We start from the raw sequence: 14,237 nt of genomic DNA on the forward strand, positions 1-14,237 counted from the left end.
CGGGTTGCCGACAAAACCGACCTTGATGGCCGAGACCGGCATGTCTTCCAGCGCGGCGCGCGCCTGGTCGGTCACGGCTTCATCGTCAAATGCAAAGTGGTCAAAAATTTCGGCCGTGTCGCGCACATAGGCGCCGGTCACCACCGCCAGCGCATGGCCTCCGGCCGACACGATGGCCGCGATGTCGGCGCTCAGGCCGCCTGCGCCACTCGGGTCGTTGGCGTTGAAGGTCATGACACATGCCGGTGGCGCATCGCTGTCCTCGGCCTGAAGTTGCCGACTGTCCAGCTGAAGGGGGGTGGGGTTTGCCATAGGCTGCAATTTTGCCTTGTGCGCCAATTAGCAACGCTGTCTCGATACAATTGTTGCATTCTATTCGAAGGCAACATAAGCTGTGACTCAATCAAAAACGTGGATGTGTTTAATTTGTGGCTGGATTTATGACGAAGCGCTGGGTGCGCCCGATCATGGCATTGCCGCCGGGACACCGTGGGCTGAAGTGCCCATGAACTGGACTTGTCCGGAATGTGGCGCGCGCAAGGAAGATTTTGAAATGGTTCAGATGTGAGCGTTCGGATATCCGCCTGAACGCCTGCGGTCCGGCATCGAGGTTAGCAAAATGAGGAGCAAAGCCAGTGAGCATTCCCAGTTCCGGACTCAAGGTGTTGGTTGTCGATGACAGCAACACCATCAGGCGCAGCGCCGAGATATTTCTGAAGCAGGGCGGGCATGAGGTCTTGCTGGCCGAGGATGGCTTTGATGCGCTGTCCAAGGTCAACGATTACGCCCCCGATCTGATTTTTTGCGACATTTTGATGCCGCGTCTGGATGGTTACCAAACCTGTGCCATCATCAAGCGCAACGTGAAGTTCGCTGGCGTCCCCGTTGTGATGCTGTCGTCCAAAGATGGCGTGTTCGACAAGGCGCGAGGCCGCATGGTGGGTTCGCAGGACTACCTGACCAAGCCCTTTACCAAAGACCAACTGCTGCAAGCGGTTAACGCGCTTGGCAGTGCAAAACAAGGATGAGCGTGATGGCGATTAAAAAAATTCTGGTGGTTGACGACTCCAAAACAGAATTGATGTTCCTGACCGACCTGCTGGTCAAAAATGGTTTTACCGTCAAGACGGCCGAGAATGCGGAAGACGCGTTTCGCCGCCTCGCAGAAGACAAGCCCGAGCTGATCCTGATGGATGTGGTGATGCCGGGGCAGAACGGCTTTCAGTTGACGCGTGCCATCATGCGCGACCCTCTGTATGCCGACATCCCCATTGTGATGTGCACCAGCAAAAACCAGGAAACCGACCGGGTGTGGGGCATGCGGCAGGGTGCCCGCGACTACATCACCAAGCCTGTGAATGCTGAAGAATTGATGGCCAAAATCACGGCCCTTGGCTGATTTTGCGCAGAAATCTCAAGCATGGCGAATAGACAAGCCCTCAGAGAGCTGCAAACCCGGCTGGCCGAGAGGCTGCAAATTGCGCGAACGCAAGGCGTCGCTCCGTCCTGGCTGGCGGTGGAGGCGGGCGGGAGCAAGTACCTGTTTCCCTTGAGTCAGTCAGGTGAGATTTTCCCCTGGGTCAACGCGCAGCCCGTTCCTTATACCCAGGCCTGGTTCGCGGGTGTTGCCAATTTCCGGGGCGGCTTGTTCGGGGTGGTCGACCTGGCTAGTTACGTCAGCGGCCAGGCCCCCACACCGAAGAGCGAACTGGCACGTTCAGACGCGAGACTGGTATCCCTCAATAGCGCGCTGGAGGTGAACTGCGCCTTGGCCGTCGACAAGCTCGCTGGGCTGCGCAACCAGGAGGCTTTCAGTGACTTTTCCGAAAAAGCACCCGATGCGCCTGAATTTTTTGGCAACCGGTATGTTGACCTCAATGGCGCAAGCTGGCAGGAAATCAACCTCCAGCTGCTTGCGCAGCAGTCCCATTTTTTGACGATAGGCGCCTAGCGCACCCCCGTCACCCTGAATTCCCGGAAGGCTCACGATGTCTGTTGTAGAAAATATTCAGAAGCTGTTTAAAACCAAGTCTACCCAGCCGGTGGACAGCATGGATATGGCTTCTGTCGGCATGCCGGGCGAGACCCTGGCGGCCAGTGCCGCGTACGAGGCGTCCCAGGATACCGCCGCCATCCGCCAGATCACCGCCGCCATTCGTCAGATGGATGCCGAGGAAAAGGCCACAGAGGAGGTCTTTGCGCAAAGCCGGATGGCGAGCGCTGAAGAGAACGTGCCGCCTGAATCGCCTGAATCGCCTGAGTTGCTGACGCTTCCCTTGCTCGGTCATCGAACGATCAATCAGCATCAGCGAATTTTGGTGACCTTGCTGGCGCTGGCGACGGCGGTGTTGGGTACGGTGACCTTCTTCACACTCAACCAGTCGGGCAAGGTGGCCCAGCAGCTGGAGGCCACCGGTCAGTCCCTGATGCAGTCGCAGCGACTGGCGAAATCCGTATCGCAGGCCCTGGTGGGGAGTGCCGAGGCCTTTCCCGATGTGCGCGAGAGCGCTGGTGTACTGGCCAAGGCCGTGCGCGGCTTGAAGTCCGGCGAGGCGAGTTTGAGCCTGGCCCCGGTGAACGATGACTTGCAGCCCGACGTTGAAAAAGTCACGCCGCTCGTCAATCGGGCCGAGAAAAATGCAAAAACGGTCATGGATCAGCAAAGTATCCTGATGAAGGTGGGCAGCGCATTGCGCACCATCAACCGTCAATCTTCGGATTTGCTGGAAATCGCAGAAACCGTGTCCTCGCTCAAGCTCCAGCAAAATGCGGCGTCGGCAGAAATTTCAGCCTCTGGCCAGCTGGTGATGTTGACCCAGCGGATTGGTAAATCGGCCAATGAGTTCCTGACCATGGAGGGCGTGAGCCCGGAGGCTGTGTTTTTGCTGGGCAAGGATTTGAACTCCTTCAAGGAAATCGCCCAGGGTCTGCAGGACGGTAGCCCTGAGTTGCGCCTGAGCGGTTCCAAGGATCCGCAGACCCGCGAGCGGCTGGATGCCCTGATGGCGCTGTATGAGCAAACCCGCGCGCAGGCCAGTGCCATTTTGGGCAATTTGCAGGGGTTGGTCTCTGCCCGCGAAGCACAGTCCTCCATCATCGCTGACAGCGAGCCCCTGCGACGCGGCCTTGAGAGTTTGCAGGAAAAACTGTCTTCCCAGTCTGGCTTGGGCACGGCGGCGCTGACGACCCTGGTGCTCGCCGCCGCCTTGGCACTGCTGTGCGCGGCCGGGCTGGCCCGTTTGCAGTTGCAAGACAGCCAGCAGCGGCAGGTGGTTGCTGAAAGCCAGCGGCAGGAGGCCAAAAGCCAGGAACAGGACGCCAAGCGTGTCAACGATGCCAACCAGGCCGCGATTTTGCGTCTGATGAACGAACTGCAGACCGTGGCGGAGGGCGACCTGACGCAGGAAGCGACGGTGACCGAGGACATTACAGGCGCGATTGCCGACTCGGTGAACTACACGGTGGAAGAGTTGCGCCAGCTGGTGGGGAACGTGCAAAGTACGGTGACACGCGTTGCGCAGACGACAGCGCAGGTGGAAGGCACCTCCACGGAGTTGCTGGCAGCGTCCACCGAGCAACTGCGCGAGATTCGCGAAACCGGTCAGTCCGTGCTCGACATGGCGTCGCGCATTAACCAGGTGTCCACCCAGGCGCAGGAATCCTCCCAGGTCGCCCGCCAGTCGCTGACGGCCGCCGAATCCGGTCTGCAGGCGGTGCAAAGTGCCATCGGAGGCATGAACTTCATCCGTGACCAGATTCAGGAAACCTCCAAGCGGATTAAACGGCTGGGTGAATCATCGCAAGAGATTGGTGAAATTACCGAGCTGATTTCCGACATTACCGAGCAGACCAATGTGCTGGCGCTCAACGCGGCCATCCAGGCCGCGTCAGCCGGTGAAGCCGGGCGAGGCTTTTCGGTGGTGGCAGAAGAAGTGCAGCGTCTGGCTGAACGTTCTGCGGATGCGACGCGTCAGATTTCGGCGCTGGTGAAAGCCATTCAGACCGATACCCAGGATGCGGTGGCCGCCATGGAGCGCTCCACGCAGGGTGTGGTCGAAGGAGCCAGGCTGTCCGACAATGCGGGTACGGCGCTCACTGAAATTGACCAGGTGTCACGGCGCCTTGCGGATCTGATTGAGCAGATTTCCAGTGCCGCGTCCAGGGAGGCTGCATCCGCCAACGTCGTGGCAGGCAACATGCAGCACATTTTTGCGGTGACGGAGCAAACCGGGGAAGGTACCCGTTCCACGGCGCAGCAGGTGCGCGATCTTTCACGCATCGCGGAAGAGCTGCGCCAGTCGGTATCCCGATTCAAGATCGCCTGATGCCTATCTGTTGTGCGCTGACAGCTGAGCGCTGACTGCGAACCCCGATTCCCGATTCCCGAACCGGCTCGTTATCTATGCAATCCCAGGTCCCGAATTCAGCGGCTCATGAACTCGACCCTACCGTCAATGACCTTGGCCCGCTGGCGTGGGTACTTGACGAGCTTCGCAAATCACTCGAGGGCGCCGCCAAGGCGCTCAAGCGCTTTGTGCGGGAGGCCGAGACGGCACGAGGCTCCGATCTGGCGGCGCTTGACGCCAGTCAGTTGCGAATTGCGCGCCAGCAGATACACCAGGCGGTGGGCGCATTGGAGATGGTCGGTCTGCCAGGGCCTGCGCTGGTGCTTCGGGCCATGGAGGCCGCGGTGCAAAAGTTTGTGCAGCAGCCCGAGCAGTGCAGCCAGGATGCCGCGGCCAGGATTGAACGCGCCAGCTTTGCACTGACGGAATACCTCGAAGGTGTGCTCGCAGACAAGCCGGTCTCTGCGGTGTCCCTGTTTCCGCAGTACCGTGATGTTCAGGAGCTGGTCCGCGCCGACCGGATTCACCCTGCCGACCTGTGGTCGTTCGAGTGGCGCTGGCTGGAGCCTGCGCTGGCCGTGACGGCCGAGCCCCGAAATTACGACGACAGTGCACGGGCGATACTGGACCAGTCGGTGCTTCCGCTCATGAAGGGCAGGGCGCCGCAGGCCGCCCAGAACCTCAAGGCGCTGAGCCTCGGTTTTTCAGCCCGACAAACGGAGCGCCAGCCCCGGATTTTCTGGCTCGTTGCGGCCGCCTACTTTGAAGCTGTTGCCCACGACCTGCTGGGCTCCGACCTCTATGTGCGGCGCGCTGCATCCCGCGTCCTGATGCAATATGCCGCGCTTGCCAAAGGCGACACTGCGCTATCGGAGCGCCTTGTACAGGACCTGCTGTTTTTCTGTGCCCAGGCGGTCTCAAGCCGGGCCAGCGATACCCCTGTTCTGACGGCGGTCCGTTCAAGCTACGGACTCACCCGGTTCAAGCCGGTGGACTACGAACTGGTCCAGTTTGGCCGCTTCGATCCAGCCTTGCTGGCGCAGGCGCGCAAGCGGATCACTTCTGCCAAGGAAGTCTGGTCGTCGCTGGCGGCCGGAGACGCCAGCAAACTTAAATCAGTGGTCGATCAATTCAGCCTGGTGTCCGATTCCCTGCTCAAGCTCCATCCGCCCAGCGAGTCACTGGCGCAAGCCCTGACCCGGGCGGTGGACACCACGGTCCGCGCGGCCCAAACCCCGCGAATCGAGCTGGCGATGGAGGTGGCGACCTCGGTGCTTTATCTCGAAGCGGTCTTCGCCGACCTGGATCCCAACGATTCGCAGCTGACCGAGCGAACCACTAATCTGGCCGAGCGTCTCGAAGGCGTCCGCGCGGGCGGTGAGCCCCAGCCGCTGGAAGCCTGGATGGAAGAGTTGTATCGCCGCGTCAGCGACAAGCAGACCATGGGCAGTGTGGTGGGTGAATTGCGCGTGTCTCTGGGTGAGCTTGAAAAGTCACTGGATGTGTTCTTTCGCAACCCGCAGGACAAGACGGCATTGCAGGTCGTCCCCGGGCAGTTGTCACAGATGCGCGGCGTGCTGTCGCTGCTGGGGCTCGATCAGGCCTCCCATGCCGTCTTGCGCATGAAGGACAGCGTCGAGCAAATGCTCGTGACCGAAATTGACGAGACGCTGGCAAGGGCCGCCGGGACCTTTGACCGCCTCGGCAACAACCTGGGGGCCTTGAGTTTTCTGATTGACATGCTGAACTACCAGCCGGTGCTGGCGAAAAAGCTGTTTGTCTATGACGAGGAAAAAGGCGAACTCAAGCTTTTGATGGGCCGCACAACCAATGCCGCCAGCGCGGCGGCGTCCGTGACCGTGAACAGCAACTTGTTGTCACAGGAAGTTATTTCCGTGGTGGAGGAAGCGGGCGTTGGCAAGCCGGCCGAGCACCTCACCGAGAAACTCGATGCACTGGCGACACGGGCTGCGCTGGCCGGCCAACCCGTCCTGGCCCAGACCGCCCGCGAGGCGGCCGTGGCCGTCACTGCAAACAATACGGAGGCGGTCGCGGATGCCCTGATGAGCCTGACTGCCACGTTGGTGCCGGCGCCCGCCGCCGACCAGGCCGCCCAGGAAGACTTTGAAGAAGATGACTTGCGGGGTATTTTTCTTGAGGAAGCACGTGAAGTGGTCGCTACCGGCCTGGAAGCCCTTTCGGCCCTGGCGAACGACCCCCGGGATGCCGGGCCATTGACCGTCTTGCGGCGTGCTTTTCATACGCTCAAGGGCAGCGCCCGAATGGTCGGGCTGGGCGAGTTTGGCGAAGCCGCCTGGGCGCTCGAGCAGCTGATCAACAGCTGGCTGGCGGATAAAAAACCCGCTACCGACGACTTCAGGGCCTTGAACACTGAGGTGATGGCGGGTTTCGCAGACTGGATCGCGGCTATTGCAGTACATCAGGATGGCGTCTGGTCGGCGTTGCCCTTTCGCAGCAGCGCAGAGGCGATGCATAACGAAGGGCGCTACAGCCCCCCGAGCCAGGTGGCCACCGCCCACGCGCCAGGCCTGCCTGACGCTGCCGAACACACCATTGCGCCCGGTGGGCTCGAACTGCCTGAACCGGATGTGGATGCAGAGGCCCCGGACAGCGCGCGGGCTGAGCTTGCTGCCGAGGCGGCCCTTGAGCCGGCCCCGGCGTTCGACTTCGTTTTTGATTTCGGAATGGCTGCCGAGCCGCTGAGCGCGCAGGGTTCCGACACCCAGGAGATGGCGGTCGAGCGCTTGTCCGCGCAGCCCGCGGGCAGCCCCGACTGGGCGGTGACTGCCGATTTGCGCGGGGCGGACGAGCCCGAAAGTTTGCTTGAAGCGCTGGCGTCTACAGAAGCGATTGAATTGTCGGCAGCCGATTTCGACATGCATTTCCAGGTTGAGCCTGTCGCGCTTGAGTTTTCGCCGGCAGAGGTGCCGGTTCCGGATCTGGATCTGTCCGGGACGGTCGAGGCGGTCGAGATGCGGGAGGCGTTCGACGTTGTTCAGTCGCCGGCGCCCGACGCGCCTGACGCCGATACGGAGCTGGACACCACCGCGCTCGACGATGCGCCCGAGGCCAACCGGCTTGACGACAGCCAGCAGGATGAGCAGACCAGATGCATTGGCAGCTTGCGCATAGGCATTCCGCTTTACAACGTCTTTCTCAATGAGGCTGACGAGTGGTCGCGCCGACTGGTGACGGAAGTGGGTGAATGGGTGATTGAACGCCATCAGCCCGTCAGCGATTCCACCGTGGCCCTTGCCCATTCCCTGGCGGGCAGCTCTGCCACCGTCGGCTTCGTTGCGTTGTCGGCGATGGCACGGGCGCTGGAGCATGCGCTGCAGAAGTCCAGGGATCACCACCGCGACGGCGCCGCGCAATACGGCCAGGTATTTGTGGAGGCAGCCGAAGATATTCGCCGCCTGCTGCACCAGTTTGCCGCTGGCTTCCTCCGGCAGTCCGATGCCGGCGTGCTGGAGCGCCTGAACCAGCTTGATTTTTCCGATGCGGTGTTGCCGCCCACGAGCGAATTCGACGCGCTTGATTTCCCTGCTGATGTGGTCCAGCGGGACGAACTGAAGGCCGAGGCCGCGCCTGCACCGCTACCCGAGGCTGAAATCGCGCATGCGGCGCTGCCGGTTGAGGCTCCGTTGGCCGACTTGTCGATGCCTGGGCGTGTCCTGCCGCTGGCCGTGGAGCCTGGCTCTGTGCCCGCTTCTGTTGGTGTTGCCAGCACGGCTTTGCGCAGCGATGCCGACGAGGAGATCGATGCCATTGATGCGATTGATCCGGACCTGTTTGCGATTTTCGAAGAAGAGGGTGCAGAGCTCATGCCCCAGCTGGGCGGGGCCCTGCGCCAGTGGTCTTCGCGACCTGACAATCAGGGGGCCCGGATGGAGGTGTTGCGCGTGCTACACACGCTCAAGGGCAGTGCCCGTCTGGCGGGCGCCCTGCGCCTCGGTGAAATGGCCCACAGGATTGAATCCGACATCGAGCGCCTCGGTTCGGCGGATGCCGCAAGCCAGAAGTTCGAAACGCTCCTGACCCGTTTCGACGCCATGCAGGCCGCTTTTGAAGGTTTGCGCCACGCCGATGCCGCAGCTGCTCTGGCCCCCGCATTGGCAGGCGCATACGCCAGCGCCGAGCCGCTGACGGTCATCGTCGAGGTTCCTGCGCAAGCGCCCGAGGCCCACCCTCTTGCGGCCGATGAGGCTTTTCTGCGCGAAGACGGTATCCGAAAACTGGCGATTCCGGCCCCGCAAGCGCTGGTCATGCAGCCCTTGCGGCAGGCCGCGTCTGCCACCATACGTGTGCGCTCCCAGTTGCTGGAGCGCATGGTCAACCAGGCCGGCGAGGTCATGATCACGCGTGCTCGCCTGGATGCCGAGATCGGCCAGCTGCGCGGCTCCCTGAACGACATGACGGGCAACTTGAACCGCTTGCGCCAGCAATTGCGCGATATCGAATTGCAGGCGGAATCGCAGATGCAGTCGCGCCTTGCCCTGGCCAAGGAAGCCCAGGCCGGCTTTGATCCGCTGGAGTTTGACCGTTTCACCCGCGTGCAGGAGTTGACCCGCATGATGGCCGAGTCGGTGAACGACGTGGCGACCGTGCAGCGCACCTTGCAGCGCACGGTGGAAGCCACCGAGGACGATCTGGTTGCCCAGGCGCGTCAGACCCGTGAGTTGCAGCGCGACCTGCTGCGTACGCGCATGGTGGAGTTTGACGGTATTTCCGAGCGTCTGTACCGCGTGGTGCGGCAAGCGTCCAAGGAAACCGGAAAGCAGGTCCGGCTCGATTTGCTGGGGGGCACCATCGAAATGGACCGCGGCACACTGGACCGCCTGACGCCCGCTTTTGAGCATTTGCTGCGCAACTGCGTGGCCCACGGTATTGAAAACCCGCAAGGCCGGGCGGCTGCGGGCAAGGACCCTGTGGGCCTCATCACCGTCCATCTTCGCCAGGACGGTAACGACGTGTCGGTCGACTTCAGCGATGATGGCACCGGCCTGGATTTGCACGCAATTCGCAAAAAAGCCCTGAATTTGGGGCTGGTCACGGTCCACCAGTCGCTTGATGACCAGGAGGCTGCCAACCTGATTTTCAAGTCCGGCTTTTCAACCGCCACGCAGGTCACCGAGCTCGCGGGGCGCGGCATTGGCATGGACGTGGTTCGCGCCGAGGTCAATGCGCTGGGAGGCAGGATTGAAACCTCCACCCTGTCCGGAAAAGGCACGCACATCAAGCTGGTGCTGCCACTGACCACCGCTGTCACGCAGGTGGTGATGATGCGCGCCGGCAGTCTGTCGGTGGGTGTGCCGGCCAATGTGGTGGAGACCGTGCGACGCGTTTCGGCCAGGGAATTGCAGCAGGCCTACAACACGGGGATGTTTGAAACCGGGGGCGAGGCGATACCGTTTTTCTGGTCGGGGGCATTGCTGCAAGCGTCGCACCACAGCCATGAAGCGCAGGCCAGGACCACGCCCGTCGTGATTTTCCGAAGCGCTGCGCAGCGCATCGCATTGCACGTTGATGAAGTGCTGGGCACCCGGGAGGTAGTGGTCAAAAACCTGGGCCCGCAGTTGTCACGCCTGCCGGGGCTGACGGGCATGTCCGTGCTGGCTTCCGGCGCGGTGGTACTGATCTACAACCCGGTGGCGCTGGCCGCTGTCTACGGCCAGCAGGCACGGGCCTGGAGCGCCGACCGGGCGGAGCCGCAGGTGCTCGAAGCGTCCGGCGGCAGTGGCGCAAGAGACGCCGCGCTGGCGTCCGCTGCGCAGCAAATTCCCCTGATTCTGGTGGTGGACGATTCGATCACGGTCCGGCGTGTCACGCAGCGCCTGCTGCAGCGTGAGGGCTACCGTGTGGCCATGGCGTCCGACGGCCTGCAGGCGCTGGAGCGCTTGCAGGAAGAGCGGCCCGCGGTGGTGTTGTCCGACATTGAAATGCCGCGCATGGACGGCTTTGACCTGGCGCGCAACATTCGGGCCGATGAACGACTGAAGCATCTGCCCATCATCATGATCACCTCACGGATTGCCGAGAAGCACCGCGAGCATGCCAAGGCCCTGGGCGTAGACCACTACCTGGGTAAACCGTACTCGGAAGAAGCGTTGATGAGCCTGGTGCGGCATTACTGTGCGGCGGAAACCTCGGTTTCAGTATAAAAAGTGCCTTTATCCCATATGGGACGGGCGCAAGCAGCTATTTAAAAAATAGCAAATCAGGCCGCTGATTTTTTCACCACGGCGTAGCGCTGCAGCGTCCGTGCGCGCGCCTCGTCGTGCTGCACGAGGGGCATCGGGTAGTTTTTTCCCAGTTCCACCCCCGCGGCGCTGAGTTCTACCGGTTTGGCCAGCCACGGGCTGTGCAGGGCCGAAGTGGGCAGTTTTTCCAGCACCGGCAGGTATTTGCGGATGAACTTTCCCTCTGCATCAAACTTCTCGCTCTGGCTGACCGGATTGAAAATGCGGAAATACGGCTGCGCATCGCACCCCGTGCTGGCTGCCCACTGCCAGCCGCCGTTGTTGGCCGACAAATCGAAATCATTGAGCTTTTCGGCAAAGTAACGCTCGCCCCAGCGCCAGTCTATGCCGAGGTCTTTCACCAGAAAGCTGGCGGTCACCATGCGCAGGCGGTTGTGCATGTAGCCGGTCTGGTTGATTTGCGCCATGGCCGCATCCACCAGCGGGTAGCCGGTTCGGCCCGCGCACCAGGCCTCAAAATGCGCCTGGGCGTTGGCGCCCCGTTCCCAGGCAATCGCGTCGTAGTCGGGCTTGAAGGCGCTGCTGGCGGCATGGGGGAAATTGCTCAGAATCTGGGCATAAAAATCCCGCCAGATCAACTCGCTGAGCCAGGTCGCCGCGCCCTCACTGCCGTTTTTCTGCGCCTCCAGGGCGACGGAGGCCAACTTCCTGATCGACACCGTGCCAAAGCGCAGGTGCACGCCCAGGTAGCTCGGCCCTTTGACGGACGGAAAGTCGCGCGTGTCCTTGTAGTGCGTCATGCGGCCCACAAAATCGGCCAACAGTGCGGTTCCGCCCTCGCTGCCAGTAGGGATTTTCAGCGCAGACAGGTTGCTGGCTTCGAACCCCAGGGATGCCAGCGTCGGTACCTCCTCCGCTTCGTCTGCGGGCCTGGCCGCCAGCGCTGCGGCGTACTGTTCAGCGGGATAGGGTTTGAGATAGAAGGCATCGACCTTTTTGAGCCAGGCGTTTTTATAGGGCGTGAAGACGGTGTAGGGCTTGCCAGCCAGGGTCAGCACCTCGCTGCGCTCAAAAATGACATGGTCCTTGAAGCGATGGAGCGCCACGCCGGCGCCCTCCAGTGCGGCTTGTACGCTGGCGTCCCGCGCCAGCGCCTGGGGGTCGTCATCGTGGTTGAAAAATACGGCGTCGGCCGACAGCCTGGCGGCGAGCGCGGGCAAGGCGCTGAGCGCCCTGTCGTGCCGCACCAGCAGGCCCGCCTGCGACCTGCCATTTTCCGGGGTGAGCCGCCGCAGTTGTCCGTTCAGGTCCACCAGCGATTCCCGGATGAATTCCACGCGGCGGTCAGCGCGGGGCAGGGGCGCGAGAATGTCCCGGTCAAAAACGAACACGCAAAACACCCGATGGCAGGATTTGAGGGCGTGATACAGCGCGGCATTGTCTTCCACCCGCAAATCCCGTCTGAACCACATCAGGCCGGTCTGGTATTGTTTTCTCATGACGTGCATCGTAACGAAAGAGACCCCGTACGGCGTTCGGTGCGGTTTCAGGGCAGAACTGGCCGCGAAGGCCATGCCCGCGCGCCCCCGGTACGCGTAAAATCAGCTGATGGCCACGGACCCCTCACTGCTCAACCTGACGCACCACTTTCTCATCGCCATGCCCGGCCTGGAAGACGAGGCGTTCTCCAAAAGCGTGATCTACATGTGCGAGCACAGCGAGCGTGGCGCCCTCGGTCTGGTCATCAACAAGCCCAGCGACATCACGCTCAAAAACCTGTTTGACAAGGTCGAGCTGCCGCTGCATCGCAGCGACCTCGCGGAGGCGCCGGTCTTTCAGGGCGGTCCGGTGCAAACCGAGCGTGGTTTTGTGCTGCACGAATCCATGATGCCCGGCGCCGAAGCGGTGTACGCCTCGACCATGTCCATTCCGGGTGGCCTGGAAATGACCACCTCCAAAGATGTGCTGGAGGCTCTGTCCACGGGCGCTGGCCCCCGCAAGGTGTTTGTTTCGCTGGGCTACTCCGCCTGGGGCGAAGGTCAGCTGGAATCGGAAATATCGGACAACAGCTGGCTCACCGTGGCCGCCGATATGGCCGTGATTTTTGACACCCCGGTGGCGCAGCGCTACGACAAGGCCCTCATGCTGCTGGGCCTGCAGAGCTGGCTGCTGTCGCCCGTGGCGGGTCACGCGTGAGCCTCACAGGCCTGCCTGTGCAAGCCGCAGGCCTTCAAACCTTTCTGGCGTTTGACTTCGGTCTTAAACGCACGGGCGTGGCCAGCGGCAATGTGCTGACCCGCACCGCCTCGCCGCAAGCCACAATCGCAGCGCAAGGCCTTGCCCGCTTCCCGGCGATTGAGCGCAGGATCAAGGAATGGCAGCCCGATGCGCTGGTGGTCGGAATTCCGTTTCACCCCGACGGTGCGAGTCACGACAATACGCTGCGCGCGCAAAAATTTGCCCGTCAGTTGCGCGGACGTTTTGGCTTGCAGGTGTTTGAGGTCGATGAACGCTACAGCACGACCGAAGCCTTGGCCAGCGGCGCCCGGGACGCCGATGCGGCGTCTGCCTGCATCATTCTGGAGCAGTTTTTAAGGAGTCTTCCATGAGTAGCTTGACCTTGGATGCCGAGGCGCTGTACGGCGAGTTGCTGCGCGGCATGCGGCTGCAGCTGGCTGCTTGCGCCGCGCCGCCGCAGCTGGTGGGCGTCGCTTCGGGCGGCGAATGGCTGGCACAGCGCCTGCAAAAAGACCTGGGACTGGCGGGAGAACCCGGCGTGCTGTCTTCTTCCATGCACCGCGACGATTTTTCCCAGCGCGGCCTGGCATCGAGCGGAAAAACGTCGCTGCCGTTTGATGTCAACGGCGCCCATCTGATCGTGGTCGACGATGTGCTCTACACCGGCCGCACCATCCGGGCGGTGCTCAATGAGCTGTTTGACTATGGACGGCCCGCCAGCGTCAAGCTGGCGGTATTGGTCGACCGGGGCGGGCGCGAACTGCCGGTCCAGGCCGATTTGGCCGTGGCCCGCGTGGCCTTGCCGGCGTCACAGACGCTGGAACTGGCGCGTGCGCCAGACGGACGGCTCAGCTTTCGGGTCCAGGACCGCTGATCTAAAGCGAACCCCCGAGCAGACATTTACAGCCAAACATTCAGAGCAAAAATTTAGAATTAAAGCGCAAGAGGAACCCAGAGCGTGTTGTACCGACGAAACCCACAACTCAATAAAAACGGTGAACTGATCCATTTGCTGTCCACGGAAGGCCTGCCCAGGGCCATCCTGACGCAGATTCTGGACGCCGCCGCCAACTTTGTGTCAGTCAGCCACCGCGAGGTCAAAAAAGTCCCGCTGCTGCGCGGCAAGAGCGTGTTCAATCTGTTTTTTGAAAACTCCACCCGCACCCGCACGACGTTTGAAATAGCCGCCAAGCGGCTGTCGGCGGACGTGATCAACCTGGACATCGCCCGCTCATCGGCCGCCAAGGGCGAGTCGTTGCTGGACACCATTGCCAACCTGAGCGCCATGGCCGCCGACTTGTTTGTGGTGCGCCACAGCGAATCCGGTGCGCCCTACCTGATCGCCCAGCATGTCTCACCGCTTGTGCACGTGATCAACGCCGGCGACGGGCGCCACGCGCACCCGACGCAGGGCTTGCTCGACATGTACACC

General features: G+C 62.0%; 11 protein-coding genes and 1 pseudogene. 10 read left to right on the plus strand and 2 right to left on the minus strand.

Annotated elements, in window-relative coordinates; translation table 11 throughout:
- Positions 1-312: bifunctional hydroxymethylpyrimidine kinase/phosphomethylpyrimidine kinase (locus Q8K05_RS12000; protein ID WP_305246831.1), on the minus strand; the 312-nt coding region annotated here is incomplete at its 3' end.
- Between the two features lie 82 nt (positions 313-394).
- On the opposite strand from Q8K05_RS12000, the gene Q8K05_RS12005 reads away from it, so the two are divergent.
- The 6 genes from Q8K05_RS12005 to Q8K05_RS12030 all read left to right on the plus strand — a co-directional run bounded on the left by Q8K05_RS12005 (position 395) and on the right by Q8K05_RS12030 (position 10,528).
- Complete coding sequence (locus Q8K05_RS12005) at positions 395-568, plus strand: rubredoxin (protein ID WP_305246832.1); 174 nt, start codon at positions 395-397, stop codon at positions 566-568.
- A gap of 67 nt (positions 569-635) precedes the next feature.
- A complete protein-coding gene (locus tag Q8K05_RS12010) occupies positions 636-1,028 on the plus strand; it encodes a PleD family two-component system response regulator (protein ID WP_305246833.1) in 393 nt (130 codons plus the stop codon).
- Positions 1,029-1,033: 5 nt separating this feature from the next.
- On the plus strand, positions 1,034-1,399 hold the full coding sequence (locus Q8K05_RS12015; RefSeq protein WP_305246834.1) for a PleD family two-component system response regulator: 366 nt from the start codon (positions 1,034-1,036) through the stop codon (positions 1,397-1,399).
- 21 nt (positions 1,400-1,420) lie between these two features.
- Positions 1,421-1,951 (plus strand): chemotaxis protein CheW, encoded by a 531-nt coding sequence (locus Q8K05_RS12020; protein ID WP_305246835.1) that lies wholly within the window; start codon positions 1,421-1,423, stop codon positions 1,949-1,951.
- Between the two features lie 37 nt (positions 1,952-1,988).
- Positions 1,989-4,325, plus strand: coding sequence for a methyl-accepting chemotaxis protein (locus Q8K05_RS12025; RefSeq protein ID WP_370868839.1), 2,337 nt, complete (start codon positions 1,989-1,991; stop codon positions 4,323-4,325).
- Between the two features lie 77 nt (positions 4,326-4,402).
- Positions 4,403-10,528, plus strand: coding sequence for an Hpt domain-containing protein (locus Q8K05_RS12030; protein WP_305246836.1), 6,126 nt, complete (start codon positions 4,403-4,405; stop codon positions 10,526-10,528).
- A gap of 56 nt (positions 10,529-10,584) precedes the next feature.
- Here Q8K05_RS12030 and Q8K05_RS12035 read toward each other — a convergent pair whose 3' ends face one another.
- Complete coding sequence (locus Q8K05_RS12035) at positions 10,585-12,066, minus strand: deoxyribodipyrimidine photo-lyase (protein WP_305246837.1); 1,482 nt, start codon at positions 12,064-12,066, stop codon at positions 10,585-10,587.
- Positions 12,067-12,175: 109 nt separating this feature from the next.
- On the opposite strand from Q8K05_RS12035, the gene Q8K05_RS12040 reads away from it, so the two are divergent.
- The 4 genes and pseudogenes from Q8K05_RS12040 to pyrB form a co-directional block, all read left to right on the plus strand.
- Positions 12,176-12,763, plus strand: coding sequence for a YqgE/AlgH family protein (locus tag Q8K05_RS12040; RefSeq protein WP_305246838.1), 588 nt, complete (start codon positions 12,176-12,178; stop codon positions 12,761-12,763).
- Positions 12,760-13,176 (plus strand): Holliday junction resolvase RuvX, encoded by a 417-nt coding sequence (ruvX, locus tag Q8K05_RS12045; RefSeq protein WP_305246839.1) that lies wholly within the window; start codon positions 12,760-12,762, stop codon positions 13,174-13,176. Before Q8K05_RS12040 ends, ruvX begins: the two co-directional genes overlap by 4 nt.
- The gene (gene pyrR, locus Q8K05_RS12050; protein WP_305246840.1) at positions 13,173-13,679 is read left to right on the plus strand and encodes a bifunctional pyr operon transcriptional regulator/uracil phosphoribosyltransferase PyrR; all 507 of its coding nucleotides are present in this window, start codon (positions 13,173-13,175) and stop codon (positions 13,677-13,679) included. Before ruvX ends, pyrR begins: the two co-directional genes overlap by 4 nt.
- Positions 13,680-13,763: 84 nt before the next feature.
- Positions 13,764-14,237: pseudogene (gene pyrB / locus Q8K05_RS12055) on the plus strand (aspartate carbamoyltransferase catalytic subunit); the annotation flags it as partial.

Origin of the sequence: Polaromonas sp., from assembly GCF_030682935.1 — a bacterium.
Classification (GTDB): domain Bacteria; phylum Pseudomonadota; class Gammaproteobacteria; order Burkholderiales; family Burkholderiaceae_C; genus Polaromonas.